The following is a 25,816-nucleotide window of genomic DNA, read 5'->3' on the forward strand; positions in this document are numbered from 1 at the left end:
GGCGGTAGGGTGGCGCAATTGCTCCGGTTAGTGAAGCGTTGCGGTGGTTCAGAGCGGCCGACGCCCGGGGCAGATACCCCGGGCGTTCAGCTGCGTCTCTTTTTATTAGTGGACATGTCCGGCGGCGGCTGTCAAGCGCGGCCGCCGGCGAAGTCTCCGGCATGGGGCTGCGCCGACTTCCGTTCTTCGGGGCCCGGATCCCCGGTCCCGAGTCCCGGCGGTCAGTGCCAGCCGCTGCTGGCGGCCAGGCCGATCGCCAGGATCACCAGCAGCACGATCCCGACCATCAGCACGCCGAACAGCGACAGGATCACCACGGTGACCGTGCCCAGTTTGTGCTGCTGCCACTCCGGGTGGTCGGTGTAGGCCCATTTGTCCACCACCAGGGTGTCGCAGATCATGTCGTGCAGGGCCTGCTTGCGCTCGGTGAAGGCGGCCATCAGGAAGCCGATGAAGATGGTCAGGCTGCTCAGCAGGAAGCCGAAATAGCGGCCGATGCCGCGGCCGACGCTGATCCGGCTGCCGTCGGTGCGCACCACCTTGATGCCGACCGCCATCTTGCCCAGCGTGGCCTGCTTGGTCGAGGCATGGAACAGGCCGAAGTACAGCGCCGACATGCCCAGCGGCACCAGGTACACCAGCACCAGCATGACGATGCCGCCGGGCGTGCTGAAGTCGGGGCTGCCGCCCAGGCTGCTGAAGCCGAAGAAGCCCAGCATCAGCACCAGCTGGATCAGCTGCGAGACGATGCCGACCAGCATGCCGTCGATCAAATAGGCGGCGGTCCGTTTCCAGAAGCCGGCCTGCACCACCTCGCCGCCGGCGACGAAACGCGGTTCCTCGCCGAGCCTGGCGGCGGGCGCGGCATAGGGCGAATGCGCAGCGGCGTCGGATTCCGGCGCGGCCCAGGCCGCGGGCAATGCCTGCGCGGGCGGCACCGGTGCCGCCTCGACGGCGTCGCTCGGCGCGATCGCCGCCGGCGCCTGGGTCAGGCCCAGTTCGTCGACGAAGTCGGCCAGCGGATGCCATTCGCTGAGGCCGTCGCGCCACACCAGCGTGGTCAGGCCGACGTCGCCGCGCTGGAAGCGCTGCTGCAGTTCGTCGGCGGGCATCGGTCCATGACGCTGCTGCGCGGCGTCGGCGTAGTACCACTCACTCATTCCTGTTCCCCAGGGTTGCGATCGAAAAATCCGTTTCCGCTCAACCGCCGCGGCAATGCGCGGGCAGGTAGCGGTCGTCCAGCTCGGAACTGCATTTCCAGGCCGAAGCCCGCTCATCGTAGTCCAGCCACAGCGCCTTGCCATCCAGCTTGGCGTTGCCGGGCGCGAGCAGGGTGGCTTCCAGGCCGCAATGGCCGTTGTCGAAACGGCCGATCCGCACCTGCGCGACGAATTCACTGGCGTAGCTCTCGGTGGTGCCGAAGCCGGGATCGCCGTTGACCGGACAGCGGCCCTGCTGCATGGCGAAGCCGGAGATCTTGGACTTCAGCGGGGTGACGCTGCCGATCGCCAGTGTCGCCTTGGTGCGCAGCGTGTAGTCCTGATACGCGGGCAAGGCGATGGCGGCGAGAATCCCGATCATCGCCAGCAGCACCGAGCCGACCACGACCGCGACGATCGCGCCGATGCCGCAACCGGACAGGCCGTTGCGCGGAGCCGCGGCGGGCATGGTCGGGGTGGCGCTCGCCACTGCTGGCAGCGGGGGCGGGGGCGGCGGGGCTGTCGCTGACAGGCCGAGTTCGTCGGCGAGCGCGTGCAGCGGCCGCCACTCCGGCATGCCTTCGCGCCAGACCAGGGTGTTGCGCTCCAGCAATCCGTCGCGCAGGCGTTCCAGCAACGTGGCGGTGCTCAGCGGGCCATGCCGCTGGCGTGCCGCGTCGGCGTAGTACCAGGCGCTCAGGGCCGGTTCCTCGTGCATCCGTGCATGGCCCGTCAGTGCCTCAGTGCACCGGCTCCGGCTCGTCGACGAACATCTGCGTTTCCATCCACGCGTAGGCCGCCTCGGCGCCGGGCTGGTTGAACAGCACCATCAGCACCACCCATTTCAGGTCGTCCAGGTCCAGTTCGTCCTGGTCCAGCGCCATCGCCCGGTCCAGCACCAGCTCGCGCTGGTCGCTGTCGAGGATGCCGTGCTGTTCCAGGAACAGCAGGAAGCCGCGGCATTCCACGTCGAGCTTGTCCAGCTCCGGGCCGTGGTAGATGCGGATCGGACCGTCGATGCGCGGCTGCGGCACGGCCGGCCGCTGGTCGGCCAGGGCATCGAGCCAGTCGAACGCTTTGCTGATTTCGGTGGGGCTGAAGCCAGCCTGGATCAGGCCATTCTGGAGGGAGTCGCGATCGCGGACCGGGTCCGCATCCTCGCTGAAATAGTGTTCGAACAGGTACAGCAGGACATCCAGAATGCTCTCTTTCATTGCCCCTCGGCCTGCGTCGCTAGACGCTGTGGAGGTGAAGAAACTAGGGTTTGCGGGTGTAACGACCTCGTTCGACCGCCACGTAGCCATCCAGTTCCATGGCCAGCAGCATGGAGGAGGCCGCCGCGGCCGTCAATCCGGTGCGGGCGATCACTGAATCCATACAGGTAGGGTCGTGGCCCAGCGCCTGCCACAAGCGCTGGTAGTCGGGATCGGGAAAGGACGGCGTGGCGCCGGGGTCGTCGGCGATCTTCTCAGTGGGGGCGCACAGGCGCCCACGCAAGGCATCGGCCAGTTCCGCGGCCAGCGGCGCGACCCCGGCCAGCACTTCCTCGGCGCTCTCGACCAGCCCGGCGCCGTCGCGGATCAGGCGGTGGCAGCCGCGCGCCAGCGGGTTGTGGATCGAGCCGGGCAGCGCGAACACCTCGCGCCCGGCCTCGGCGGCCAGGCGTGCGGTGATCAGCGCGCCGGAGCGGGTGGCGGCCTCGATCACCAGGGTGGCCAGGGTCAGCCCGGCGATGATCCGGTTGCGGGCGGGGAAGTGGCTGGGCCGCGCCGGGGTGCCGGGCGGATGCTCGCTGACCACCGCGCCGCGCGCGGCGATGCGCTCGCGCAGGGCGGCATGCTGGCGCGGGTAGGCCAGGTCCGCGCCGGTGCCGACCACCGCCACGGTCAGTCCGTCCTCGCGCGCCAGCGCCGCCGCGTGCGCGGCGGCATCGACCCCGGCGGCCATGCCGCTGGTCACCGCCAGCCCGGACGTGGCCAGCGCCAGGGCGAAGCGATACGCATTGTCGCGGCCGCCTGCGCTGGGCGCGCGGCTGCCGACCACCGCCACGGCCGGATGCCAGAGCGCCGCCGGGTCGCCGTCCAGGTACAGCGCCAGCGGCGGGTTGGGGCTGCGCAGCAGCAGCGCCGGGTAGTCGGGGTCGTGGCAGCCGAGCAGGTGCCGGCGCGGCTGCGCCAGCCAGGCCAGCGCGGCATCCATTGCGGCGCGGTCGGGCTGGCGCAGTGCCGTGATCTGCGCCGGATCCAGTCCCGCCGCCTGCCACGCGGCCGCGCCGGCGGCCAGCGCGGCGGCAGGACTGCCGTGTCGCTCGAGCAGGCGCCTGCGTGGGGCGCTGGCGCCGCCGGCCAGCGACAGCGCCAGCAATGCGGGGTCGGGGGTGGAAAGTGTGTGGTCGGGTAGGGCGGACATGGGCCCCAGGCTAGGCCGCAAACGCAGACGGCGCCCTAGGGCGCCGTCTGTTGCGGATGTAGGACTTGCCCGCGTGCGCGGGTCAGCGCGCGTCCGGGTGCTTCACGTCGTAGCCGATCCGGGTCGGCTTGACCCCGTCCATCACCAGCGCGTAGCTGACCTTGTCGAAGGTGCGGAACACCATCGCGTGCGCGGCGTATTCGTCGGGCAAGGCCACCGAGCCGCGGCCGCCGGTGAAGCCGTCGTCGGCGCGCGAGGTGTTCGGGCGATGCACGCGGTCGTTGACCCGGGTGCCGTGACGCCACAGCGACACCACGGTGCCGTTGTCGATGCCCTCGCGGCTGCCGCCGGAGATCGCGATCACGTCGCGCGGGCCGGCGGCGCTGAACGCGTCGGCCACCGCCAGCACCCGCAGCCCGGCCTCGAGCGCCTGCGCCGAGGGCGGATGCGGCACGAACTGCAGGTCGTAGGGCTGCGCCTGGACCGCGATCAGGCGGTCGCCGGCGCGCACTTCGCGGGCGCTGTCCTGCAGCAGCAGGGTGGTGGCCTGGCTGTCGTCGGCGGAAACGCGGGTGACGGTGCCGATATTGACCTGGGCCAGTTCGTAGCCCAGCGTTTCGCGGCGCTTGTTGTCCGGCGCCACGAAGGTCTGCCACAGGTTGCCGGTGCCCGGGGTGCTGCGGCCCTCGTTGTTCAGGTCGTCGCTGAGCCTGGGCAGTTCGTAGCGCACGGTCGGCCGCACCACCGCGTAGCGCTGCCCGACCTGCGCCTCACTGAGCCCGGTCGCGTAGACCACCTGGCCGATGGTGGCGCGCAGCCGGTTGTCCTCGAAGCCCACCACGTAGGGCAGCTCGTCGATGCTGTCGGCCACGCGCAGGTTCTTCAGGAACGGCTCGACGTCGGACAGCGGGATCGCGTCGATCGGCGCGTCCTGGCGCGGACCCTGCTTGACCGTGGCGCGGGCCACGCGGTCCAGGTAGGCCAGGCTGAGCACGTCGCCGGGGTAGATCAGATGCGGGTTCTGCACCTGCGGGTTGGCCTGCCAGATTTCCGGCCACAGCCACGGCTTGCCGAGGAAACGCCCGGCGATGTCCCACAGCGTGTCGCCCTTGCGCACCACGTAGGTGTCAGGGTGTTCGGCAGCCATGCTCGCGGAAGCGGCATAGGTCGCCACGGTAAGCATCGCCACGGCGACGACCGTACGGAGTCGATTGAACATGAGTGCGGAGCCTGATTCCCCAACAGGTCCGCGCACTATAGTCCAGAACCCTGGGCGCGGCGCAAGCGTTGCCGCCAGAACGGGGTAGAATTGTCATGTCTTGCCGAATTATCCGGCGCCCCCAACTGGGTACCGCTATGGCCCTGCTTCCCATCCTCGAATTCCCCGATCCCCGCCTGCGCACCAAGGCGGTGCCGGTCGACCCTGCCGAAGTGACCGCGCCGGCGTTCCAGCGCCTGCTCGACGACATGTTCGAGACCATGTACGAGGCCCCCGGCATCGGCCTGGCCGCGAGCCAGGTGGACGTGCACAAGCGCTTCATGGTCATCGACGTCAGCGAGGAGAAGAACGCCCCGCAGGTGTTCATCAACCCGCAGATCGTGCAGCGCGACGGCGAGCAGGTGTACCAGGAAGGCTGCCTGTCGGTGCCCGGCATCTATGCCGACGTGACCCGCGCCGACGCCATCGTCGTGCGCTACCTGGACCGCCACGGCCAGCCGCAGGAACTGTCCGCCGACGGCGTGCTCGCGGTCTGCGTGCAGCACGAGATGGACCACCTGGACGGCAAGCTGTTCGTCGACTACCTCTCCCCGCTCAAGCGCGAGATGGTGCGCAAGAAGCTGGCCAAGGCGCGCAAGCACGTGGCTTGAAGGCCGGGATTCGGGATTCGGGATTCGTAAGTGCGAGTCGGATTCCCTGCCGGTCGCCGAACCCCGCCGTTGCGAATCTCTAATCCCCACTCCCGAATCCCCGCCCAATGAAAATCGTCTTCGCCGGTACGCCGGACTTCGCCGTGCCGTCGTTGCGCGCGGCCGCGCAGCGCCATGAAGTGGTCGCGGTCTACACCCAGCCGGACCGGCCCGCCGGGCGTGGCCGCGGGCTGACCCCGTCGCCGGTGAAGCTGGAGGCGGTCGCGCGCGGCATTCCGGTGCTGCAGCCGGACACCCTGCGCTCGCCGGAAGCGCTGCAGACCCTGCGCGCGCTGCAGCCGGACCTGATGGTGGTGGTGGCCTACGGCCTGATCCTGCCCAAGGCGGTGCTGGCGATCCCGACCCATGGCTGCTGGAACGTGCACGCCTCGCTGCTGCCGCGCTGGCGCGGCGCCGCGCCGATCCAGCGCGCGATCGAGGCCGGCGACAGCGAGACCGGGGTGTGCCTGATGCAGATGGAAGCGGGCCTGGACACCGGCCCGGTGCTGATGTCCCAGCGCACCCCGATCGGCGACAGCGAGACCGGCGGGCAACTGCACGACCGGCTGGCCGCGCTCGGCGCGCAGGTGCTGGCCGACGGCCTGGGCCTGCTGCGCGCCGGCATCCGCCCGGTGTCGCAGCCGCAGCCGGACGCCGGCGTCACCTACGCGCACAAGCTGGACAAGGCGCAGGCGCGGCTGGACTGGCAGCAGCCGGCGGCGCAGCTGGCGCTGCGGGTGCGCGCGTTCAATCCGTGGCCGATCACCGAAGCGGTGCTGGCCGGCGAGCGCGTGCGCATCCACGGCGCGGTCGCGCTGGAACTGGCGCATGCGCAGCCGCCGGGGACGGTGCTGGCCGCCTCCAAGCAAGGCATCGACATCGCCTGCGGCCAGGGCGCGTTGCGCCTGCGCGTGCTGCAGCGCGAAGGCGGCAAGGCGATCACCGCCGCCGACTACCTCAACGCCCGGCGCGACCTGCCGGTGCTGGCCTGAACCGGCGCGACCGCCCATGACGCAGACGCCTGCCGCGCCGCCTGCCGCCGCGCCGTCGCCGGGCGTCGCGCCGCGCGTCGCCGCCGCCCGCGTGCTGAGCGCGGTGATCGACCGCGGCCGTTCGCTGAAGGCCGAACTGGCCACCGCGCTGCCGGCGCTGCCCGATCCGCGCGACCGCGCCCTGGTCGAGGCGATCTGTTTCGCCGTGCTGCGCCGGCGCCCGGCCTACGAGGCGGCGTTGCGGCTGTGGATGCAGAAGCAGCTGCCGCAACGCGACGCCGAGCTGCGCACGCTGCTGATGGCCGGCTTCGCCCAGCTCGACGTGCTCGGCCTGGCGCCGCACGCGGCGCTGTCGGCGACGGTGGAAGCGGCGCGCGCGCTGGACCGGCCGCGCCAGGCCGGCATGGTCAACGCCCTGCTGCGCCGCGCGCTGCGCGACGGGTTGCCGGCGGTGGCCGCCGATGCCGGCTGGCCGCTCTGGTTGCGCGATGCGCTGCACGCCGACTGGCCGCAACAGGCCGAGGCGATCTTCGTCGCCAGCCAGCAGGCGGCGCCGTTGTGGCTGCGGGTGAACCGCCAGCGCAGCACGCGCGACGCCTATCTGCAGCGGCTGGCCGACGCCGGCATCGGCGCACAGGCGGTGCCGGACTTGGCCGATGCGATCCGCCTGGCCGAGTCGGTGGCGATGAGCGCCTTGCCCGGCTTTGCCGAGGGCTGGGTCTCGGTGCAGGACGGCTCGGCGCAACAGGTCGCCGACGTGCTGGCGCCGGCGCCGGGCGCGCGCGTGCTCGATGCCTGCGCCGCGCCTGGCGGCAAGTCCGCGCACCTGCTCGAACGCGATCCGACGCTGCGCCTGACCGCGCTGGACGTGGACGCGCGGCGCCTGGCGCGGGTGCGCGAGACCTTCGAGCGCACCGGTGCCGGCGCGCAGGCGCTGCTGCAGGCGGCCGATGCGGCGCAGCCGGACAGCTGGTGGGACGGCGAGGCGTTCGATGCGGTGCTGCTCGACGCGCCGTGCTCGGCCACCGGCATCGTGCGCCGCCAGCTCGACGTGCTGCTGCACCGGCGGCGCGAGGACGTGGTCGCGCTGCAGGCGCTGCAGGCGCGGCTGCTGGACGCCGGCTGGCAGGTGCTGCGTCCGGGCGGGGTGCTGGTCTACGCGACCTGTTCGCTGCTCAAGGACGAGAACGAACGCCAGCTGCAGGCGTTCATGGCGCGGACCGCCGATGCCGCGGCCGAGGATCCCGGCGCGGCCTGCGGCCATGCGTCCGGCGGCGGCCGCCAGCGCCTGCCCGGCGAGCAGGACCGCGACGGGTTCTTCTATGCGCGGCTGCGCAAGACGGCGTGAACCCACCCCGGTATCATCCTGCCCCATGCTGAAGACCCGCGCGTCCCGAGAATTCTGGTTGCTGGCCCTGCTCGCGCTGCTGGTGCTCGGCGCCGGCCTGGGCCTGCGCGATCCGCACCCGGCCGACGAACCGCGCTTCGCGCTGGTCGCCAAGCAGATGGTGGACAGCGGCAACTGGCTGTTCCCGCACCGCGGCACCGAGCTGTACTCGGACAAGCCGCCGATGCTGATGTGGCTGCAGGCGTCGTTCTACACCGTGTTCGGCAACTGGCGGGTGGCGTTCCTGCTGCCGTCGCTGCTGGCCGGGCTGGGCACGCTGGCCTGCGTCTACGATCTGGGCCGGCGCCTGTGGACGCGCCGGGTCGGCATGTATGCAGCGTATGCGCTGCTGTTCGCGTTCCACTTCACCTACCAGGCGAAGAAGGCGCAGATCGATCCGCTGGTGGTGTTCTACATCACCCTGGCCAACTACGGCCTGTTGCGCCACCTGCTGCGCGGACCCGATTGGCGAATGTGGGCGCTGGGCTGGTTCGCCGCCGGCCTGGGCACCATCACCAAGGGCGTGGGCGCGCTGGCGCTGCTGATGCTGCTGCCGGCCGCGGCGGCATCGCTGGCGCAGTGGCGCGGGGTCAGGATCGGTGCGCGCAATCCGCGCTTCTGGCTGGGGCCGCTGGCATTCCTGGGCGCGGTGTCGATCTGGCTGGTACCGATGGTGACCACGGCGCTGTCGGCGCACCAGCCCGAATACCGCGCCTACCTCGACGACATCCTGTTCCGGCAGACCGCTGGGCGCTACGCCAGGTCCTGGGACCACCCACACGGGCCGTTCTACTTCTTCGGGGTGATGCCGAGCATGTGGCTGCCGCTGCTGCTGGCCTTGCCGTGGGCGATCCCGGCCTGGGCGCGGCGCCTGCGCCGGCGCGATCCGCGCTACCTGCTGCCGCTGGCGTGGTGGGCGCTGATCGTGCTGTTCTTTTCGATTCCCACCGGCAAGCGCGACGTCTACATCCTGCCGGCGCTGCCGATGCTGTGCCTGGCGATGGCGCCGCTGATCCCGGGGCTGCTGCGCAAGACCGGGGTCAAGCGGCTGCTGCTGGCGTTCACCGTGGTGCTGACCGTGGCGCTGGGCGGCGTCGGCGCAGCGATCCTGGCCGGGCATGGGTTCCGCGCGCAGATGATGGAGCAGCGCGGCGTCGATCTGCAGACCGTGCAGGCGCTGGCCTGGATCCTGTTGGCGCTTGGCCTGTGGGGCGTGGCCAGCCTGGCGGTGTTCGCGCGGCGGCGTCCGGAACTGGCGATGGTGTCCACGCTGAGCATGCTGTGGGTGCTGGTGGGGCTGCTGGTGTATCCGCTGATCAACACGTCCAGCTCCGCACGCGGAGTGATGGAGGCGGCCGGCCGCCGCATCGGGCCGGACGCGGAACTGGGCCTGGTGGCCTGGAAGGAACAGAACCTGCTGATGGCCGACCGCGCCGCGACCACCTTCGGTTTCGTGGTGCCGTGGGACGAGCAGTTGCGCCGCGGCGTGGCCTGGCAGGCGCAGGCGCCGCAGCGGCGTTGGCTGCTGGTGCAGGAGGCGGCGATGCTCGGCTGCGTCGATCGCCGCGCCAGCACCCTGGCCGGGGTGTCCAACCGCCGCGACTGGTGGCTGGTGCCGGCCGCCGCCGTGCACGGCCGATGCACGGTCACCACCGGCGACCGCGACCGCTTGCGCGAGCAGGACAAGGACCGCTTCGAGTGAGTCGCGGCCGCGCCCGCTCCGGTCTCGATCTCGGCGCCGTGCGGACGGGAGGTGTGGCATGCCGATGCGCCTGATCCGGGTCATCAGCCGCGACAACGGCGGTGGCCTGAGCCGCGACCTGCAGGTGGTCGCCGAGGCGCTGCGCAGCAGCGGCCGCTATCGGGTGGAGGTGCTCGGCTTCGGCACCGTGCGTTTCGCCAACCACCTGCGCGAACTGCGCCTGGCCCTGCGCAGCCTGCTGCGCGGCCGCGCCGACCTGCAGATTTTCCTGGAACGGGTCTATCCGCGCTGCCTGGGCGCCGGCCGGCGCAACGTGCTGGTGCCCAATCCGGAGTGGTTCCGCCGCAAGTGGCTGCGCTGGCTGCCGCGTTTCCAGCGGGTCTTGTGCAAGACCTGGCAGGCGGAGCAGCTTTTTTCCGCGCAGGGTCCGGCGACCACCTTCATCGGTTTCTGCAGCGACGACTGCTATCGCCCGGAGGTGCCGCGCGAGCGCGCCTGCCTGCACGTGGCCGGGCGCAGCTCGGCCAAGGGCACCGCGGTGCTGCTGCAGACCTGGGCACGGCACCCGGAATGGCCGCGGCTGACGGTGGTGCAGAGCGCGAAGAAATCGCGCCCGATCGATGCCGAGAACATCGACTACCTGACCGGCTACCTGGACCAGCACGAGCTGCGCCGGCTGCAGAACGCGCATCGCTTCCACCTGTGCCCGTCCGAGGTCGAGGGCTTCGGCCACTACATCATGGAAGCGTTGAGCGTCGGTGCGGTGGTGATCACGACCAACGGCGCGCCGATGAACGAACTGGTGACCGCCGAGCGCGGCGTGCTGATCGAACCGGTCGGCGAGCGCGAGGACAATTTCGGCGTGCGCTACCGGATCGATGCGGCCGGCATCGAGCGGGCGATGGCGCAGGCGCTGGCCCTGGCGCCGATGCAATGCGATGCGCTGGGCACTGCCGCGCGCACGTTCTTCGAATCGCGCCAGCATGAGTTCGGCGAGCGCCTGCAGGCGGTGGTGGCCGATCTGCTCGGCGATGCGCCGCCGCCGGCCACGTCGGCGCCGGCCGGGACCGGCCGCGTACAGGTCAGGTCGGGTTAGGGATCGCACTTGGATCATCGCCCCCCATCGTCTTTCCGTCCGATCTCCCAGATGACCGAAGCCCCGCCCCGCGCAGCCCCGCCGCTGGCCGCGTTCCTCCCATCGCCACACTGTGGCCGAGTGGGGCGCCGCGCTGGGCATGCTGTGCCTGCCGGCGCTGGTGGTCAGCATCCCCGGCGGGTTGCTGCCGTTCGGTCTGCTGCTGTTGGCGAGCAGCCTGCTGGCGCTGGAGCGCCTGCGCCGTGCGGCGTCCGGGCTGCAGCCCTCACTGCGCTGGCTGACCGTGCTGGCGCTGCTGGTGATCGTGCTGTCGGTGTTCTCTCTCCTGTACTTCGGCCAGGCGCTGAAGGACATCGACAACCGCACCCGCTTTCTGGTGCTGCCCTGGACCGCGCTGTGGGTCTACGCGCTGCGTCCGCCGCAGCAGTTGCTGTGGTGGGGCGCGCTGCTGGGCATCTTCGCCACCCTGGTGCTGGCGGTCGTGCAGGTGCTGCAGGGCCAGCCGCGTGCCGAGGGCTGGACCAACGCGATCGTGCTCGCCGACGTGGTGCTGGTGCTGATGATGGTGGCGGTGTTCTGCCGGCCGCATGGGCGCTTGCCGTGGACCGTCGTCGCGATCGTCGCCGGCTGCGCGACCATCCTGCTCAGCGGCAGCCGCGGCGTCTGGTTGGGCGTACTGTTGCTGCTGGTGGTCATCGCCCTGTGCTCGCGCTGGCGCAGCGGCCGCGCGCGGCTGGTGATCCTGGGCGTGCTCACCGTGCTGGCGGCGACCCTGGTGCTGAGCGTGCCTGCGCTGACCCGGCAGACCCGCCTGGCCGAACTGCATCATGACGTGCAGCGCTACGAGCGCGGCGACAGCGATTCCTCGGCCGGGGCGCGCATCGAACGGCTGCAGGTGGCGGCGGCGACCTTCGTCGAGCATCCGCTGGTCGGGGTCGGCGTGGGCCGCTTCGACAATGCGATGCTGCGCCTGCCAGATTGCCGCAGCAAGACCTGGGTGGAGCGCTGCCATCTGGGCCATGCGCACAACGACCTGGCCGAATGGAGCGCGACCCAGGGCCTGCCCGGCACTGTGCTGATCCTGCTGGTCTACGGCGTGCCGCTGTGGCTGCTTCTGCGCCTGTACCGGCGGCGGCCGCATCGCGAGTTTCATGGCCCGGCCGCGGCCGGAATCATGGTGGTGGCCGGCTACATCCTGTGCGGCATGACCCAGTCGATGTTCGCGCATCAGGTCACCACCGGCTTCTACGTATCCCTGGTCGGCGTGCTGATCGGGCTGGCGGCCTGCGATGCGCAGGCGCCGCGGGCGCGCGCCGGCGCCGCTGAAGGCGCTGCCGGAAGCCGGTAGACTGCCGATCCCGCACCGCCGAGCGGCGCCGAGCGCGCCACGACCGCAGGGTGCACCGCTGCCCCGGATACCGAGCGCCATGGCCGACGCCGCCGCGACCACCTTGCCGCTCAGCCTGGTGGTGATGACCTACAACGAAGCGGCCAACATCGCGCGCTGCCTGGACAGCGTGCCGTTCGCCGCCGACAAGTTGGTGGTGGACTGCGGCAGCACCGACGCCACCGCAGAGATCGCCCGCGCGCACGGCGCGCGTGTGGTCGAGCAGGCCTGGCTCGGCTTCGGCGCGCAACGCAACTTCGCTTCCACCCAGGCCGCGCACGACTGGATCCTGGTGCTGGACGCGGACGAATTCCTGTCCGACGCGCTGCGCGCCGAATGCCTGGCACGGCTGCCGCAACTCCTGGCCGAGGACCGGCTGGACGCGGTGTGGCTGCGCCGCAGCACCTGGTACATGGGCGCGCCGATGCGCTGGTACCGGCCGATGGTCGGCGAGCGCCTGGCGCGGCTGTATCACCGCGGCCGCGCGCGCTGGAGCGATGCGCGGGTGCACGAATCGCTGCGTTTCGACGGCGCCAGCGCCGAGTTCGCGCCGCCGTTCAACCACCTGCACAACCCGACCCTGGTGCACAAGCAGCTCAAGGTGCTGCGCTACGCCGAACTGAAGGCGCTCGGCTGGCGCGACAAGCGCAAGCCGGTGAGAATGTGGCAGAGCCCGTTCGTGTTCGCCGGCGCCTTCCTCAAGGATTACCTGCTGCGCCTGGCGGTGCTCGATGGCTGGCGCGGCTTCGTGGTGGCGCAGACCGCGGCCAGCTACGCGCTGTACAAGCGCATGCGCTACTACGAGATGCAGGTCAACCCGGCCTCGGTGGAGCAGGCACGGGCGCAGCTGCAACGGCACGATCTGGAGCATTGATGAGCAAGCACTATCTGCTGTACGGATCCGAACGCTATGCGCTGGCGATATTGCGTCCGCTGCAGGCCGCGATCCGCGCGCGCGGCGACGAGGCGGCGTGGTTCTTCGACGGCCCCGGCGCCGCCGATCTGAGCGCCGACGAGCGCCACCTGGCCACGGTCGAAGAGGTGCTGGCGTGGAATCCGTACGCGGTGATCACCTCCAGCAACGCGGTGCCGCACTTCTTCCCCGGAGTGAAGGTCGAGACCTTCCACGGCTTCGACGCCGGCAAGCCGCGGCACATCTATGTGCGCGGTTTCTTCGACCTGTACTGCACCACCGGCCCGCGCGACACCGCCGCGTTCGGCGCGCTGGCGCGCAGGCTTGGCCACTTCGCGGTGAAGGAAACCGGCTTCCCCAAGATCGACCCGTTCATGCGCGAGATCGGCGCCGAGCTGGCGCCGGTGCGGCAACCGCCGGTGATCCTGTACCACTCCACGTTCTCGCCGTCGTGGAGCGCGGCCGGCATCCTCTACGACGAGGTCAAGCGGCTGTCGCGCAGTGGCGAGTGGCGCTGGATCGTGACCTTCCATCCGAAGATGGACCCGGAGATGGTGGCGCGCTACCGCGCGCTCGAGAACGAGTACCTGCGCTTCGCCGACAACGACAACATCCTGGAGCTGTTCCCGCAGGTGGACCTGATGTGCTCGGACACCTCCTCGGCGCTCAACGAATTCCTGCTCACCTACAAGCCAGTGGTAACGTTCAAGAACCGGCGCCCGGGCCCGCAACTGATCGACATCGACGACCCGGCGCAGTTCGAGCCGGCCATCCGTCGTGCGCTGGCGCGGCCGCCGGAGCTGATGGCGGCGATCCGCGACTTCGCCGACGGCCTGCATCCCTACCGCGATGGACAGTCCAGCGAGCGCGTGCTGCGCGCGATCGACGACTTCGTCGCCGAGGGCGCGCGCAATCCCAAACGCAAGCCGTGGAATTTCTGGCGCAAGCTGAAGATCCGCCGACGCATCGGCTACTGGGGCCGCGGCGCGCGTTGAGCCATCGCGTGGCTGGGCGCGGCGCTTGCCGCTACCAGCGCAGCCGGCGCTTTGCCAACGCGTGACTCAGTTGCAGATACAGCGCCTGCGCTTCTGCCTCGGGCACCAGGCGCACTCGCAACGGCGGCTCGCCATGGCGGGCGCCGGCGGTATCCAGCCACAGGGTGGCGGTGCCGCAATAGCGGTCCAGCGGCGAGCGGGTCAGCTGCAGCGTCTGCAGCTTGTCGATCTCGGCCAACCGCCACCAGCGCGTCCACCAGCCGCCGCGCACTGCCACGTAGCGCGCGTCCAGCGCATAGCCCATGCGTTGTGCCTGGCGCCAGGCCTTGAACGCCGACCACGGCAGCCACAGCAGCGACAGCGCGGCCCAGGCGCCGAACGGCCGCCACAGGCCGGCGCACAGCAGCGGTACCAGGCACAGCGCCGGCAGGCATAGCCGCCACCAGCAGCGCGTGGCGATCCCGTGCCATTGCGGCGGCGGCCAGGCGATCTGTGGCAGCAGCCGGTGCAGCAGCGCATCGCAGGCGGCCGGAGTCGCCAGCGGCGCCAGTTCCTTCAGCGCGCGGCCCTCCTCGCCGTGTCCATCCATCACCGCGGTGTCGATGTGCAGGCTGCGCCGCTGCAGCAGGCGTTGCAGCAAGCCCTCGTGCAGGGTCCAGGCCTGGATCCGGCGCCGCGCCACGCTGCTGCGCAGCCGGGTCAGTAGGCCGCGCTCAACGGTCAGCCGGCGCTCGCTCTCGCTGAGCCGGAAGCCGTGGTACTGCAGCAGCGCCAGCGCCATCGACAGCACACGCATGACCAACAACAGCGTCGCCAGCATCAGCGCCACGCTGATCGCGCCGGCCATCCAGCCCAGTTGCAGGTGGCTGGCGTAGCCGAACAACTGCCGCCCGTAATGCTCGATCGCATTGGAGACCATGCGCTCGGGGAACAGGTGATAGGTGGCGCCGAACGCGGTGATCACCACCACCATGCCGCGGTTGGAGATCAGCCCTTGGCGCAGCACTTCCGAGCTGGGCAGCGCCAGCAGCACGTCGCTGGCCGGCGCTGCGTCCGCCGCCGCGGGCGCGGTCTCGGCGGCATGCGCGCGGTGGCGGATCTGCCGCTCCAGTGCCAGCGCCTGGTCCAGCCGCAGCACCCGCATCTGCGCTTCCGGCTTGGTCCCGCCGGCCGATTCCAGCCGCACTTCGGCCACGCCGAACAGCCGATGCAGCAGCGACTGGTGTACGACCACGTTGTGGATGCGCGCGAACGGGATCTCGCGCAGGCTGCGTTCCAGCCAGCCGCTGCGGATGCTCAGGCTGTCGCGGCCGATGCGGTACTGGTAGGTGAGGTAGCGCAGCAGCGACACCGCGATCAGCGCGCTGCCCACCAGCAGCATCATCAGCTGGTCGACATGGTCGTTGCGGCCGTCGCGTCCGCCGAACACCAGCAGGGCCAGCAGCGGCAGCAGGAAATGCCGCAGGTGCTGCAGCAGCACGAACAGCCACGACCACGGGTGCAGGCGCCGGACCGCGGTGTCCTCGGCGTCCAGGGCGGCGCTCACAGCGCGTCGTCGTCGTGGTCGAGCTGGTGCGCCAGGCGTTCGCGCAGGCGCTCGGCGTCGGCCTGGTCCAGGCCGGGCACGGCGACCGCGTTGTGCCGGGTGCCGGCGGTGTGCACCACCAGGGTGGCCAGGCGCGCGGCGCGCTCCAGCGGGCCGCGGCGCAGGTCCAGATGCTGCACGCGCGACATCGGAACGTGCACTTCGCTCTGCCACAACCGCCCGCGGTGCAGGTCCAGGCCCTGCGCGTTCAGCCGCCAACGGATCCGGCGATGGCGCACGAAGCCGATGCAGGCGCCGAACAGCACGCCGAGCGCCGCGGCGCCGGCACCGATGAGCAAGGCCTGGCGGCTGTGCAGCGAGAAACCGAAGATGGCCGCGCCGATCAGCACGCACAGGCCAAGGACGCAGCCGCCGCCGAGCGCGGCCAGCCAGGCGCCGCGCAGCGGCAGCGGCAGCCAGTCGTCCGCAGGCGCGAACGCGATGGCGGCCTGAGGGTCGGCGCCAAGCGCGGCAGCAGAGGGGTCCAGGGACGGTGGTGCGGTCACGGTGGGCTCTCGAAGCGATGGGCGGGCACTGCGCACGCGCGCCGCGTAGGTCCCCGATCGTAACGCGGGCGGCACCTGGCGTGTTTCGCGCGCGGGCGCGAGTTGTCTGGAGCCCCTCTCCGCAGCGCGCCTCGCCGTTCGGCCTGCGCCGCTGTCGTCGTTGCCGGTGCTGCGCCGTCGCGGCTCAGCGTGCGGCGTGGATCAGCGCGTCCACATCCAGCGCATGGCCGGCACGGGCGGCCTTGGTGCGCAGATAGCCCTCGTTCTCGGCGGTGATCGCGCCGGTGATCGGGATGCGTTCGACCACCTCGATGCCGGCCGCGCGCAGGCGCTCGGCCTTGGAGGGGTTGTTGGTCAGCAGGCGCACCCGCTGGATGCCGAGCCCGCGCAGCATCGCCACCGCGCCGCCGTAGCGGCGCTCGTCGGCGCCGAACCCCAGCTGCGCATCGGCGTCGATGGTGTCCAGTCCGTCGTGCTGGTAGCCGTAGGCGCGCATCTTGGTGGCGATGCCGGTGCCGCGGCCTTCCTGGTCCAGGTACAGCAGCACGCCGCCGCCGAGTTCCTTGAGCTTGGCCAGGCCATGCCGCAGTTGGTCGCCGCAGTCGCACTTCAGCGAGCCGAACAGGTCGCCGGTGAGGCAGGAGGAGTGCACCCGCACCGGTACCGGCGCCGACAGGTCGGGCTGGCCGATCACGATCGCGACCTGGTCGCGCTGCGCCACGCCGCCGCGGAACACCACGAATTCGCTGCTGCCGAGATCGCGCAGCGGCACCTGGGTGCGGGTCACCAGTTCGTAGCTGCCGGCGGTGGTGGTCGCGCAACCGTGTTCCAGATCGTCCAGCTGCAGCGACTGGCAGCCCTGGAAGGCGCTGCTGTCCGCGCCCAGGTCTACCGCGATCATCGCCGGCAGCAGCAGGCCCAGGCGCGCGATCTCCACCGCGCCGGCATCCAGCGCATCGCCCGGCAGCCAATGCGCCGGCAGCGTGCCGTCGCGCAGGTAGGCCAGCGCCGCCAGCGCGTCGTAGGACTGGCCGGCCAGGGCGATGCGCGCGCCCTGCGGCGCGGCCAGGCCCAGCACCTGCGCGCGAGTCGGGGTCAGGAACAGGTAATGCCGCTGCGCCGCCGCCTGGGCGAAGCTGAGGTAGGACTGCGCGGTGCTGCTATCCAGCGCCAGCACCGCGCGCGCCTGGCCGTGGCGGCCCTCGATGACCACCGGCCGGCCGGCACGCAGCTCCGAGGCCGCGCGCTCGCTGCGGATCGCGGCGGGATCGCCGAAGGCGTGCACGGAGGTGGGGGCGGGGCTGGTCATGCACGACTCCAAATGGGGATCTCCGGCGCCGCTTCAAGGCGTGCCGGCGGCGCTGCGCCCGGCAAGCGCCGCGTGTGGGCGGGTGCGGCGGCTGTTTCGGTGCGCCATTGTCGCGTGGTTTGGCCGTGCCGCCAGCATGCGCGGGATGGAACGCACTGTGCGCCGCGCCGGCATGCCTCGCACGCAACCGTCGGCCGGCGCGCGGTCACTCACGAAATCGTGGTCGCGGCCGCCCGGCAGGCGGGACGGGCATGTTCAAGCGCGGTCGATTGATTTCTACTACGCCGGACCCGTTCCCCAGGACCTACGCATGCACCTCGTCGAATGCACCGAACAGCGCCATGCCGGCGCGATCCTGGAGATCTTCAACGAGGCCATCGTCCGTTCCACCGCCCTGTACGACTACCGGCCGCGCCCGCCGGAGAGCATGGCCGGCTGGTTTGCGGCCAAGCGCGCCGGCGGCTTTCCGGTGATCGGGGTCGAGGACGCGGACGGCACCTTGCTCGGCTTCGCCAGTTACGGCACGTTCCGCGCCTGGCCGGCGTTCAAGTACAGCGTCGAGCATTCGGTCTACGTGCACCGCGACCATCGCGGCAAGGGCCTGGGGCGGCGCCTGCTGCTGGCGCTGGTCGAGGCGGCGCAGGCGCGCGGCGTGCACGTGCTGGTGGGCGGTATCGACGCCAGCAACAGCGGCAGCATCGCGCTGCACGAGCAACTGGGCTTCGTGCACGCCGGCACCGTGCGCGAGGCCGGTTTCAAGTTCGGGCGCTGGCTGGACCTGGCCTTCTACCAGCGCATCCTCGCCACACCGGCGGACCCGCACGACGACTAGCCGCTGCGCGGGATGCGCGCCGCTAGTGCGGGTGCCTGGCCGTGGCGTAGGGGTTGGCTTCGGCCGGATCCGGACGCAGCGTGTAGCGCTTGTAGGTCCACTGGTACTGCGCCGGGTCGCGGCGCGCCACCCGTTCCACGCCTTCGTTCAGCGCGGTCGCGGCGCGCAGCGGGTCCGGGTCGGCGATCGCCTCCGGCGCCGGCTGCACCTGCAGCGCGAATTCCAGGTCGTTGCCGACCCGCTCGCACCACGCGAACAGCACGATCGCGCCGGTGCGTTCGGCCAGCCGGTTGACCAGGGTCATGGTCAGCGCCGGCACGCCGAAGAACGGCGCGAACACGCCGTCGCCGGCCTTGGGTTGCTGGTCGGGAAGAATGCCGACCGCGCCGCCGTCCTTAAGCACCTTGAACAGCTGCCGCACCGCCGGACCCTCGGCGCGCACCTGGCGCACGTTGTCGCCGCTGCGCACCAGTTGCAGGAAGGCGTCGCCGACATCGGAGGCCGGCGCGCGGTAGACGATGGCGATGTCGCCGCGCGAGGCCAGCCACTGGTTGAGCAGTTCCCAGTTGCCGAAGTGCGGCGCGGCCACGATCACCCCGCGGCCCGACGCCAGCGCGGCGTCGTACAGCTCCTGGCCGTGGCGCTGGCGCAGCCGCGCCAGGTTCTGCGCCGGCGGCCGGGTCCACAGCACCAGGGTCTCGAAGGCCTGCCGCGCGGTGGAGCGCAGCACGTCGCGGTGCAGCGCGATGCGCTCGCTCGGCAGCAGCTCCGGGTAGGCCAGTTCCAGGTTGCGGCGGGTGACGCGGCTTTCGCGCGCGTCCTTGCGCAGCCACAGCCAGGCCAGGCCGTCGGCCAGGCGCCGCAGCCACGGCCAGGGCAGGCGCGCCACGGCGGCGGCGCAGCGATACAGAACGGTTGCGAGCGTTGCGGGTTTCATCGCGCCAGTTTATCCGCTGCGCCGGCCGTGCCAGGTCGAATGCATCCCTATGACCCGATCGGCATCACGAATCGGTCCGCTTGCGGGCCATCGCGACTTTCGCCGAGCGCGGTGACTCGGCCATGATGCCGACGGGATGACAGCGTCCCGCCGAACCCGGATGCTCCCGAGTCCCGAGTCCCGAGTCCCCGCCCATGCTCTCCCTGATCCAGCGCGTCAGCCAAGCCGAAGTCCGCGTCGACGATGCGGTGGTCGGTCGCATCGGCCCCGGCCTGCTGGCGCTGGTGGCGGTGGAGCCGGGCGATACCGAGGCCACGTTCCAGCGCATGGCCGAGCGCCTGTTGGGCTACCGCGTGTTCGCCGACGCCAGTGGGCGCATGAACCGCTCGCTGCGCGACACCGAAGGCGGCTTGCTGCTGGTCAGCCAGTTCACCCTGGCCGCCGATACCGGTTCCGGAATGCGACCGAGCTTCACCACCGCGGCACCGCCGCTTGAGGCTGAACGCGGCTTCAACCGATTGCTGGAAATCTGCCGGGAGCGGCACGCGCCAGGGGTGGAAAGCGGGCGCTTCGGTGCCCATATGATCGTCAGCCTGGTCAACGACGGCCCGGTCACTTTCCTGCTTCGGCCCTAGGTCGGGGCGCTCCTGGCGGAGCGATTCAGCTCCTTGTCCGGCAAGCGGCGGTCCGGGCTGTTATAATGCTAGGTTCACTCATTCATCTACCTGCCGGTGGCGCGAGCACTCATGGCCAACGAACGTCCTGCCCAGCAATCCGACATCAAGCTACTGATCAGCAAGGGCCTGGAACAGGGCTATCTGACCTACGCCGAAGTCAATGACCATCTGCCCGACGACTTGGTCGATCCGGAGCAGATCGAAGACATCATCAGCATGATCAACGGCATGGGCATCGACGTCCATGAAGTCGCCCCCGACGCCGAGACCCTGCTGCTCAACGACGGCAACACCGGTAACCGCGAAGTCGACGACACCGCGGCCGAAGAAGCCGCCGCGGCGCTGACCGCGCTCGACACCGAAGGTGGCCGTACCACCGACCCGGTGCGCATGTACATGCGCGAGATGGGCACGGTCGAGCTGCTGACCCGCGAAGGCGAAATCGCCATCGCCAAGCGCATCGAGGAAGGCCTCAGCCAGGTCCAGGCCGCGCTGGGCGCGTTCCCGCTGGCGGTGGAGACGCTGCTCGAGGACTACGAACAGCACAAGGAAGGCAAGAAGCGCCTGGCCGAGATCGTGGTCGGCTTCAACGACCTGATCGAGGAAGAGCCGGCGCCGCCGGCGGTGGTCGCCAGCGACGACGATGCCGCCGATGCCGATGCCGACGACGACGACGAGGAAGTCGAAGCCGCCGAGGAAGAGGCCGGCCCGACCGGTCCGGATCCGGCCGAGGTCGCGCGGCGCATGGAGGTGCTGGCCACCGAATACGCCAAGTTCAAGAAGGCGCACGCCAAGAACGGCGCCGAGCACAAGCTGGTCACCAAGCTGCGCACCGACATCGCCGAGGTGTTCGTCACCCTGAAGCTGCCGCTGCCGCTGACCGACGTGCTGGTGCGCAAGCTGCGCGACACCATGGCCCAGGTCAAGGACCACGAGCGTCGCGTGCTGCACCTGGCCACGCACGTGGCGCGGATGCCGCGCAAGGATTTCATCCGTTCCTGGGAAGGCAACCAGACCAACGTGGCCTGGGTCGACGACGCACTGAAGCGCAAGCAGAAGTGGTCCTCGGCGCTGCGCGACGTCAAGGACCAGATCGTCGCCGAGCAGGAAGCCACCGTGGCGGTGGAGCAGGCGACCTACCTGAGCCTGACCGAGCTGAAGGAAATCAGCCGCGCGATGGCCTATGGCGAAGCCAAGGCGCGCAAGGCCAAGAAGGAAATGGTCGAGGCCAACCTGCGCCTGGTGATCTCGATCGCCAAGAAGTACACCAACCGCGGCCTGCAGTTCCTCGACCTGATCCAGGAAGGCAACATCGGCCTGATGAAGGCGGTGGACAAGTTCGAATACCGTCGCGGCTACAAGTTCTCCACGTATGCGACCTGGTGGATCCGCCAGGCCATCACCCGTTCGATCGCCGATCAGGCGCGCACCATCCGTATCCCGGTGCACATGATCGAGACGATCAACAAGTTGAACCGCATTTCCCGGCAGATGCTCCAGCAGTACGGCCGCGAGGCCACGCCGGAGGAGCTGGCCAAGGAAATGGACATGCCGGAGGACAAGATCCGCAAGGTGATGAAGATCGCCAAGGAGCCGATCTCGATGGAAACCCCGATCGGCGACGACGAGGATTCGCATCTGGGCGACTTCATCGAGGACACCAACGTGGAGTCCCCGATCGAGAACACCACCAACATCAACCTGTCCGAGACCGTGCGCGACGTGCTCGCCGGGCTGACCCCGCGCGAGGCCAAGGTGCTGCGCATGCGCTTCGGCATCGACATGAACACCGACCACACCCTCGAGGAAGTCGGCAAGCAGTTCGATGTCACCCGCGAGCGCATCCGCCAGATAGAGGCCAAGGCGTTGCGCAAGCTGCGTCATCCGAGCCGCTCCGAGCAGCTGCGCAGCTTCCTCGACATCGACTGATCGAGCGCGGTTCGCGGCAACGAAAAAGCCCCGCCATGTGCGGGGCTTTTTTGTGGGCGAAGAATTGGTGCAGCTTGCTTACGCTATCGCACCACCTGCGCGCGACCGACGCCCGCTGTCGCCCCCCCCCCCGGCGGGCGACCGACCCCTGTAGGAGCGGCTTCAGCCGCGATCGGATCTCGCCGGTAACACCCGGTCGCGGCTGAAGCCGCTCCTACAGGAACACAGGCGCCGGATCGCCGGCGCCCCGCGTATGCCTACGCGAACGCCTTGCTGCCGCGCATCACCGCCAACACATCGTGGCAGGCGCCCATGGTGTGGTAATCGGTCTTGCCGGCCGGGCTCTTCTCGTCGCTGTAGCTGCGGTTGTCGCGGCTGAGGATGCGGAACCAGGCGCCGTAGCGGTGGTCGACCAGGTGTTCCCACGAATACGTCCACAGCTTGTCGTAAGCGGCGCGGTAGCTGGCATCGCCGCTCGCGGCCAGCAGCCGCGCGGCGGCGGCGATCGCTTCGGCCTGCACCCAGAAATACTTGTCGTCGTCGCAGAAATAGGTCGGATGCTGCGCCACATCGGGCACGTCGACCACCGGCTCGGCTTCGGTGCCGGAGGCGAAGCCGTAGACGATGCCGCCGTGCTGCGCGTCCCAGCCGTGCGCCAGCGCGGTGTCGAACAGGTGGCGGGCGGTCGGCAGCAGCCAGTCCGGCGCGCTGCCTTCGGCGGCGTGCAGATGGCCGTGCAGCAGCACCAGCAGCTTCGACCATTCCACCTGGTGGCCGGGCTGGAAACCCCACGGCCGGAACAGGTGCTTGGGATTGTCGCGGTTGTAGTCCCAGTCCACCTGCCAGTTCGCGTCGTAGTGCTCCCACACCAGGCCGCCGGCCAGCGCGGCTTGCCGGCGGGTGATGTGGTCGGCGAGCAGCAGCGCGCGCTGCAGGTAGCGCGGTTCGGCGCTGGCCTCGTAGGCGGCGATCAGCGCCTCGCACAGGTGCATGTTGGCGTTCTGCCCGCGGTAGCTGGAGAACTGCCACTCGGGCGTGGCTTCATCGCGGTACAGGCCGGCGTCGGCGTCCCAGTAGCGGGTTTCCAGCAGCTGCCAGGTCTCGTCCATCCACGCGCCGGTGTCGAGGCCGGCTTTCTTAGCGGTGGAATAGGCCAGCAGCACGAAGGCGGCGCCGTAGGCGTGCTGGGTGCGGTCCTCGGCGACGCCGTCGCGCAGGGTCCACACGTAGCCGCCGCTGGCGGCGTCGCGATGCGTCTCGCGCAGGTAGCGCAGGCCGTGGCGGGCGGCGTCCAGGTACTCGGCGGCCAGCGGCGAATCGGCGAACTCGTTCGCCGCCATCGCGTAGTTGAAGACGAAGCGGGTGCTGCTGACCAGGTGACGGTGGCCGGCGTCGTACACGCTGCCGTCGTCGCGGAAATAGTGGAAGAAGCCGCCGGCCGGATCGATCGCGCGCGGATGGTAGAAGGCCATGGTGTCGGCGATATGCGCGCGCAGCACGGCGGCATCGGCGAAGTCGGGCAGGGGCGTGGCAGGCAGGTTCATGCGGTCGCTAGGAGCCATGTGAGTGGGGGAAGGGGGAGGAACAACCGAGCGCAGGCACGGCGGCAGCACGCCGCCGCGCCCGTCTCGCGCATCAATGCATAGCGCGCGCCACCGGCCTGGCGCCCGGCGCCTCGGCCGGCAGATTGGCCGACAGCCGCGAGCCGCGCAGGCCGTACCAGAGGATGTAGGCGTAGCACAGCAGCGGGATCACGAAGGCATGCTGGATGCCGACCACATCGGCCAGCGCGCCCTGCGCCAGCGGCACCAGCGCGCCGCCGACGATGCCCATGATCAGCAGGCTCGAGGCCTTGCTGGTCAGCGGGCCCAGGCGTTCGATGGCCACGGTGAAGATGGTCGGGAACATGATCGAGTTGAACAGGCCGATCGCGATTACGCTCCACATCGCCACGTGGCCGGTGCTGATCATGGTCACGATCAGCAGCAGCGAGGCGACGCCGGCGAAGGCGGCCAGCAGCTTGCGCGCTGGGATCACCTGCAGCAGCGCGGCGCCGGCGAAGCGGCCGACCATCGCGCCGCCCCAGTAGAACGCCAGGTAGCGGCTGGCGGTGGCTTCGGTCAGACCGCCGGTGGTCGGGCCGGAGATGTAGTTGATCAGGAAGCTGCCGATCGACACTTCCGCGCCGACGTACATGAAGATCGCCACCACGCCCCACAGCAGGTGCGACTGGCGCAGCGCATCGCCGAAGCTGTGATGCGACTCGACGCTGCCGGCGTCGTCCTCTCGCAGCGAGGGGATACGCATCACCAGCACGAACACCGCCAGCAACAACAGGCCGCCGGCCAGCAGCAGGTACGGCACCTGCACCGATTGCGCCTGCGCGCCGCGGTAAGCCGCCTGCTCGAGCGCGCTCATCGCCGCGATCTTGTCGGCCGACAGCACCGCGCCGGCCAGGATCAGCGGGCCGATCAGCAGCGGGAAGATGGTGGTGCCCAACGAATTCAGCGCCTGCGCGAAGTTGAGTCGGCTCGGCGCCTTGCTCGGTTCGCCGATCAGGCTGATGTAGGGATTGGCCGCCACCTGCAGCAGGGTGATGCCGCTGGCCAGCACGAACAGCGCGGTCAGGAACAGCGGATACGACGGCAGCCGCGCGGCCGGATAGAACATCGCCGCGCCGATCGCCGCGATCACCAGGCCGATGACGATGCTGGCCTTGTAGCCCACGCGCGCCACTACCGCGCCGGCCGGCAGCGACATCAGGAAGTACGCGCCGAAGAAGGTGAACTGGATCAGCATCGACTGCGCGTAGTTCATCTGGAACACGGCTTTCAGATGCGGGATCAGCACATCGTTGAGGCTGGTCAGGCCGCCCCAGGTGAAGAAGATCATGCTGACCACCGCGATGGCGGCAGTGTTGGACAGCGGGCGACGGCTCATGCAGCGACTCCGGGAACGGACGATAAGGCGACCCGGCTGCTGGCACGCAGGCACAGCCGGGACGGGGCGATGGTAAGCGCAGGCAGTGACTGTTGCTGGCGCAGCGCGTCCAGCACCAGCTGCGCGGCCTGCATGCCGCGTTCGCGGGGGGCGACCGCGACGGTGGACAGCGACGGGGTGGCGACGGCGGCTTCGGCGATGTCGTCGAAGCCGATCAAGGCGTAGTCGCGGCCGGCGTGGCGGCCGCGTTCGGCCAGGCCGCTGGCCAGGCCCAGCGCGACCACGTCGTTGTAGCAGACCAGCGCGGTCGGCAACGGATCGCGCGCGCACAGCGCGCCGGCCTGGCGCGCGGCTTCCAGCCGGGTCGGCGCGCATTCGATCAGCCACGCCGGGTCGACGGCGATGCCGGCAGCGGCCAGCGCGTCGCGGTAGCCGGCGCGGCGTTCGGCGCAGGAACTGGATTGGCGGTGGCCGCCGAAGAACGCGATCGCGCGATGGCCCAGCGCCAGCAGGTGCTCGGTGGCCAGGCGCGCGCCGCGGCGGTTGTCCAGCGCCAGCAGCGGCCAGTCGCCGTCCAGCGCGCGGTTGAACAGCAGTACCGGCAGCCGCGTGCCGAGCAATTGGCGCAGCCGCGCCGCGTCGGTGTTCTCGGTCGGCGACAGGATCAGCGCCGCCGGCTGGTGTTCGATCAGCGACGCCAGCACGCTGTGCTGGCGCTCCGGCGATTCGCCGGTGCTGCCCATCAGCATCACGTAGCCGGCCTCGGCCAGCGCCGCGTCCACCCCGCCGGCGAATTCAGCGAAGAACGGATTGGCCAGGTCGTTGACCACCAGCGCCACCGCATTGGAGGCGCGCCCGCGCAGGCTGGCCGCGCCGCGGTGGTACACGTAGCCCTGCCGCGCGATCTCCGCCGCCACCCGCGCGCGCGTGTCCGCATGCACCAGCGGGCTGTTGCGCAGCACCAGCGACACGGTCGCCCGCGACACGCCGCAGGCGGCGGCGATGTCGGACACGGTGACGCGTTTGTCGGCGGGGGACGACGGCACGGCGATTAGACCGGTTCAAAAGGCCGCCCATCCTGCGCCGTCGTGATCCCCTGCGCATTTTGCAGTG

General features: G+C 70.4%; 23 protein-coding genes. 11 read left to right on the plus strand and 12 right to left on the minus strand.

Annotated elements, in window-relative coordinates:
• Window positions 1–221: 221 nt before the first annotated feature.
• The 5 genes from HEP73_RS02960 to HEP73_RS02980 form a co-directional block, all read right to left on the minus strand.
• Window positions 222–1,160: an RDD family protein gene (locus tag HEP73_RS02960; RefSeq protein WP_185822060.1), complete on the minus strand. Its 939-nt coding sequence runs from the start codon at window positions 1,158–1,160 to the stop codon at window positions 222–224.
• 40 nt (window positions 1,161–1,200) lie between these two features.
• Window positions 1,201–1,917, minus strand: a complete 717-nt coding sequence (locus HEP73_RS02965; protein WP_185822061.1) for a pilin — start codon at window positions 1,915–1,917, stop codon at window positions 1,201–1,203.
• Between the two features lie 22 nt (window positions 1,918–1,939).
• Window positions 1,940–2,413 carry a DUF494 family protein gene (locus HEP73_RS02970; protein WP_003470396.1) on the minus strand — a complete coding sequence of 158 codons (474 nt, stop codon included), beginning with the start codon at window positions 2,411–2,413 and terminating at the stop codon, window positions 1,940–1,942.
• A gap of 43 nt (window positions 2,414–2,456) precedes the next feature.
• Window positions 2,457–3,608: a DNA-processing protein DprA gene (dprA, locus tag HEP73_RS02975; RefSeq protein ID WP_185822062.1), complete on the minus strand. Its 1,152-nt coding sequence runs from the start codon at window positions 3,606–3,608 to the stop codon at window positions 2,457–2,459.
• Window positions 3,609–3,690: 82 nt separating this feature from the next.
• Entirely contained in the window at window positions 3,691–4,827 is a 1,137-nt protein-coding gene (locus HEP73_RS02980) for a LysM peptidoglycan-binding domain-containing protein (RefSeq protein ID WP_185815119.1), read from the minus strand.
• Between the two features lie 137 nt (window positions 4,828–4,964).
• Between HEP73_RS02980 and def the strand changes: the two genes are divergently transcribed.
• The 8 genes from def to HEP73_RS03020 all read left to right on the plus strand — a co-directional run bounded on the left by def (window position 4,965) and on the right by HEP73_RS03020 (window position 13,988).
• Window positions 4,965–5,477 (plus strand): peptide deformylase, encoded by a 513-nt coding sequence (gene def, locus HEP73_RS02985; protein ID WP_185815120.1) that lies wholly within the window; start codon window positions 4,965–4,967, stop codon window positions 5,475–5,477.
• 107 nt (window positions 5,478–5,584) lie between these two features.
• Window positions 5,585–6,508 (plus strand): methionyl-tRNA formyltransferase, encoded by a 924-nt coding sequence (gene fmt / locus HEP73_RS02990; RefSeq protein ID WP_185822063.1) that lies wholly within the window; start codon window positions 5,585–5,587, stop codon window positions 6,506–6,508.
• Window positions 6,509–6,524: 16 nt separating this feature from the next.
• A complete protein-coding gene (rsmB, locus tag HEP73_RS02995; RefSeq protein ID WP_185822064.1) occupies window positions 6,525–7,856 on the plus strand; it encodes a 16S rRNA (cytosine(967)-C(5))-methyltransferase RsmB in 1,332 nt (443 codons plus the stop codon).
• A 25-nt stretch (window positions 7,857–7,881) separates the two neighbouring features.
• The gene (locus HEP73_RS03000; protein WP_185822065.1) at window positions 7,882–9,597 is read left to right on the plus strand and encodes an ArnT family glycosyltransferase; all 1,716 of its coding nucleotides are present in this window, start codon (window positions 7,882–7,884) and stop codon (window positions 9,595–9,597) included.
• A 58-nt stretch (window positions 9,598–9,655) separates the two neighbouring features.
• Complete coding sequence (locus HEP73_RS03005) at window positions 9,656–10,693, plus strand: glycosyltransferase (RefSeq protein ID WP_185822066.1); 1,038 nt, start codon at window positions 9,656–9,658, stop codon at window positions 10,691–10,693.
• A 139-nt stretch (window positions 10,694–10,832) separates the two neighbouring features.
• Complete coding sequence (locus HEP73_RS03010) at window positions 10,833–12,041, plus strand: O-antigen ligase family protein (protein WP_255423756.1); 1,209 nt, start codon at window positions 10,833–10,835, stop codon at window positions 12,039–12,041.
• Between the two features lie 79 nt (window positions 12,042–12,120).
• A complete protein-coding gene (locus tag HEP73_RS03015) occupies window positions 12,121–12,954 on the plus strand; it encodes a glycosyltransferase family 2 protein (protein ID WP_185815126.1) in 834 nt (277 codons plus the stop codon).
• The gene (locus HEP73_RS03020) at window positions 12,954–13,988 is read left to right on the plus strand and encodes a CDP-glycerol glycerophosphotransferase family protein (protein WP_185815127.1); all 1,035 of its coding nucleotides are present in this window, start codon (window positions 12,954–12,956) and stop codon (window positions 13,986–13,988) included. Before HEP73_RS03015 ends, HEP73_RS03020 begins: the two co-directional genes overlap by 1 nt.
• A 31-nt stretch (window positions 13,989–14,019) precedes the next feature.
• Here HEP73_RS03020 and HEP73_RS03025 read toward each other — a convergent pair whose 3' ends face one another.
• The 3 genes from HEP73_RS03025 to ribA all read right to left on the minus strand — a co-directional run bounded on the left by HEP73_RS03025 (window position 14,020) and on the right by ribA (window position 17,388).
• Entirely contained in the window at window positions 14,020–15,534 is a 1,515-nt protein-coding gene (locus HEP73_RS03025) for a PH domain-containing protein (RefSeq protein ID WP_185822068.1), read from the minus strand.
• Window positions 15,531–16,079: a PH domain-containing protein gene (locus tag HEP73_RS03030; RefSeq protein ID WP_185822069.1), complete on the minus strand. Its 549-nt coding sequence runs from the start codon at window positions 16,077–16,079 to the stop codon at window positions 15,531–15,533. Before HEP73_RS03030 ends, HEP73_RS03025 begins: the two co-directional genes overlap by 4 nt.
• 184 nt (window positions 16,080–16,263) lie before the next feature.
• A complete protein-coding gene (ribA, locus tag HEP73_RS03035) occupies window positions 16,264–17,388 on the minus strand; it encodes a GTP cyclohydrolase II RibA (RefSeq protein ID WP_185822070.1) in 1,125 nt (374 codons plus the stop codon).
• A gap of 310 nt (window positions 17,389–17,698) precedes the next feature.
• On the opposite strand from ribA, the gene HEP73_RS03040 reads away from it, so the two are divergent.
• Window positions 17,699–18,220: a GNAT family N-acetyltransferase gene (locus tag HEP73_RS03040; protein WP_185822071.1), complete on the plus strand. Its 522-nt coding sequence runs from the start codon at window positions 17,699–17,701 to the stop codon at window positions 18,218–18,220.
• A gap of 22 nt (window positions 18,221–18,242) precedes the next feature.
• Here HEP73_RS03040 and HEP73_RS03045 read toward each other — a convergent pair whose 3' ends face one another.
• Entirely contained in the window at window positions 18,243–19,157 is a 915-nt protein-coding gene (locus tag HEP73_RS03045; protein ID WP_185822072.1) for a lauroyl acyltransferase, read from the minus strand.
• Between the two features lie 194 nt (window positions 19,158–19,351).
• Between HEP73_RS03045 and dtd the strand changes: the two genes are divergently transcribed.
• Window positions 19,352–19,792 (plus strand): D-aminoacyl-tRNA deacylase, encoded by a 441-nt coding sequence (dtd, locus tag HEP73_RS03050; RefSeq protein WP_185822073.1) that lies wholly within the window; start codon window positions 19,352–19,354, stop codon window positions 19,790–19,792.
• A gap of 111 nt (window positions 19,793–19,903) precedes the next feature.
• Window positions 19,904–21,763 (plus strand): RNA polymerase sigma factor RpoD, encoded by a 1,860-nt coding sequence (gene rpoD / locus HEP73_RS03055; RefSeq protein ID WP_185815134.1) that lies wholly within the window; start codon window positions 19,904–19,906, stop codon window positions 21,761–21,763.
• A gap of 257 nt (window positions 21,764–22,020) precedes the next feature.
• Here the strand turns inward: rpoD and HEP73_RS03060 are convergent, their stop codons facing one another.
• The 3 genes from HEP73_RS03060 to HEP73_RS03070 form a co-directional block, all read right to left on the minus strand.
• Entirely contained in the window at window positions 22,021–23,307 is a 1,287-nt protein-coding gene (locus HEP73_RS03060) for an AGE family epimerase/isomerase (protein WP_185822074.1), read from the minus strand.
• A gap of 91 nt (window positions 23,308–23,398) precedes the next feature.
• The gene (locus HEP73_RS03065) at window positions 23,399–24,703 is read right to left on the minus strand and encodes a sugar MFS transporter (RefSeq protein ID WP_185815136.1); all 1,305 of its coding nucleotides are present in this window, start codon (window positions 24,701–24,703) and stop codon (window positions 23,399–23,401) included.
• Window positions 24,700–25,749: a LacI family DNA-binding transcriptional regulator gene (locus HEP73_RS03070; protein WP_185822075.1), complete on the minus strand. Its 1,050-nt coding sequence runs from the start codon at window positions 25,747–25,749 to the stop codon at window positions 24,700–24,702. Before HEP73_RS03070 ends, HEP73_RS03065 begins: the two co-directional genes overlap by 4 nt.
• Window positions 25,750–25,816: the final 67 nt, after the last annotated feature.

The sequence above is a fragment of the Xanthomonas sp. GW genome (assembly GCF_014236815.1).
Taxonomy (GTDB): domain Bacteria; phylum Pseudomonadota; class Gammaproteobacteria; order Xanthomonadales; family Xanthomonadaceae; genus Xanthomonas_A.

Coding starts and splice junctions, on each gene's coding strand:
- HEP73_RS03045 (WP_185822072.1), bottom strand. CDS start 19,157: ATGAAACCCGCAACGCTCGCAACCGTTCTGTATCGCTGCGCCGCCGCC.
- HEP73_RS03010 (WP_255423756.1), top strand. CDS start 10,833: ATGCTGTGCCTGCCGGCGCTGGTGGTCAGCATCCCCGGCGGGTTGCTG.
- HEP73_RS02965 (WP_185822061.1), bottom strand. CDS start 1,917: ATGCACGAGGAACCGGCCCTGAGCGCCTGGTACTACGCCGACGCGGCA.
- ribA (WP_185822070.1), bottom strand. CDS start 17,388: ATGACCAGCCCCGCCCCCACCTCCGTGCACGCCTTCGGCGATCCCGCC.
- rsmB (WP_185822064.1), top strand. CDS start 6,525: ATGACGCAGACGCCTGCCGCGCCGCCTGCCGCCGCGCCGTCGCCGGGC.
- HEP73_RS02970 (WP_003470396.1), bottom strand. CDS start 2,413: ATGAAAGAGAGCATTCTGGATGTCCTGCTGTACCTGTTCGAACACTAT.
- HEP73_RS03065 (WP_185815136.1), bottom strand. CDS start 24,703: ATGAGCCGTCGCCCGCTGTCCAACACTGCCGCCATCGCGGTGGTCAGC.
- dprA (WP_185822062.1), bottom strand. CDS start 3,608: ATGTCCGCCCTACCCGACCACACACTTTCCACCCCCGACCCCGCATTG.
- HEP73_RS03040 (WP_185822071.1), top strand. CDS start 17,699: ATGCACCTCGTCGAATGCACCGAACAGCGCCATGCCGGCGCGATCCTG.
- HEP73_RS03060 (WP_185822074.1), bottom strand. CDS start 23,307: ATGAACCTGCCTGCCACGCCCCTGCCCGACTTCGCCGATGCCGCCGTG.
- dtd (WP_185822073.1), top strand. CDS start 19,352: ATGCTCTCCCTGATCCAGCGCGTCAGCCAAGCCGAAGTCCGCGTCGAC.
- HEP73_RS03005 (WP_185822066.1), top strand. CDS start 9,656: ATGCCGATGCGCCTGATCCGGGTCATCAGCCGCGACAACGGCGGTGGC.
- HEP73_RS03015 (WP_185815126.1), top strand. CDS start 12,121: ATGGCCGACGCCGCCGCGACCACCTTGCCGCTCAGCCTGGTGGTGATG.
- HEP73_RS02960 (WP_185822060.1), bottom strand. CDS start 1,160: ATGAGTGAGTGGTACTACGCCGACGCCGCGCAGCAGCGTCATGGACCG.
- fmt (WP_185822063.1), top strand. CDS start 5,585: ATGAAAATCGTCTTCGCCGGTACGCCGGACTTCGCCGTGCCGTCGTTG.
- HEP73_RS03020 (WP_185815127.1), top strand. CDS start 12,954: ATGAGCAAGCACTATCTGCTGTACGGATCCGAACGCTATGCGCTGGCG.
- def (WP_185815120.1), top strand. CDS start 4,965: ATGGCCCTGCTTCCCATCCTCGAATTCCCCGATCCCCGCCTGCGCACC.
- rpoD (WP_185815134.1), top strand. CDS start 19,904: ATGGCCAACGAACGTCCTGCCCAGCAATCCGACATCAAGCTACTGATC.
- HEP73_RS02980 (WP_185815119.1), bottom strand. CDS start 4,827: ATGTTCAATCGACTCCGTACGGTCGTCGCCGTGGCGATGCTTACCGTG.
- HEP73_RS03000 (WP_185822065.1), top strand. CDS start 7,882: ATGCTGAAGACCCGCGCGTCCCGAGAATTCTGGTTGCTGGCCCTGCTC.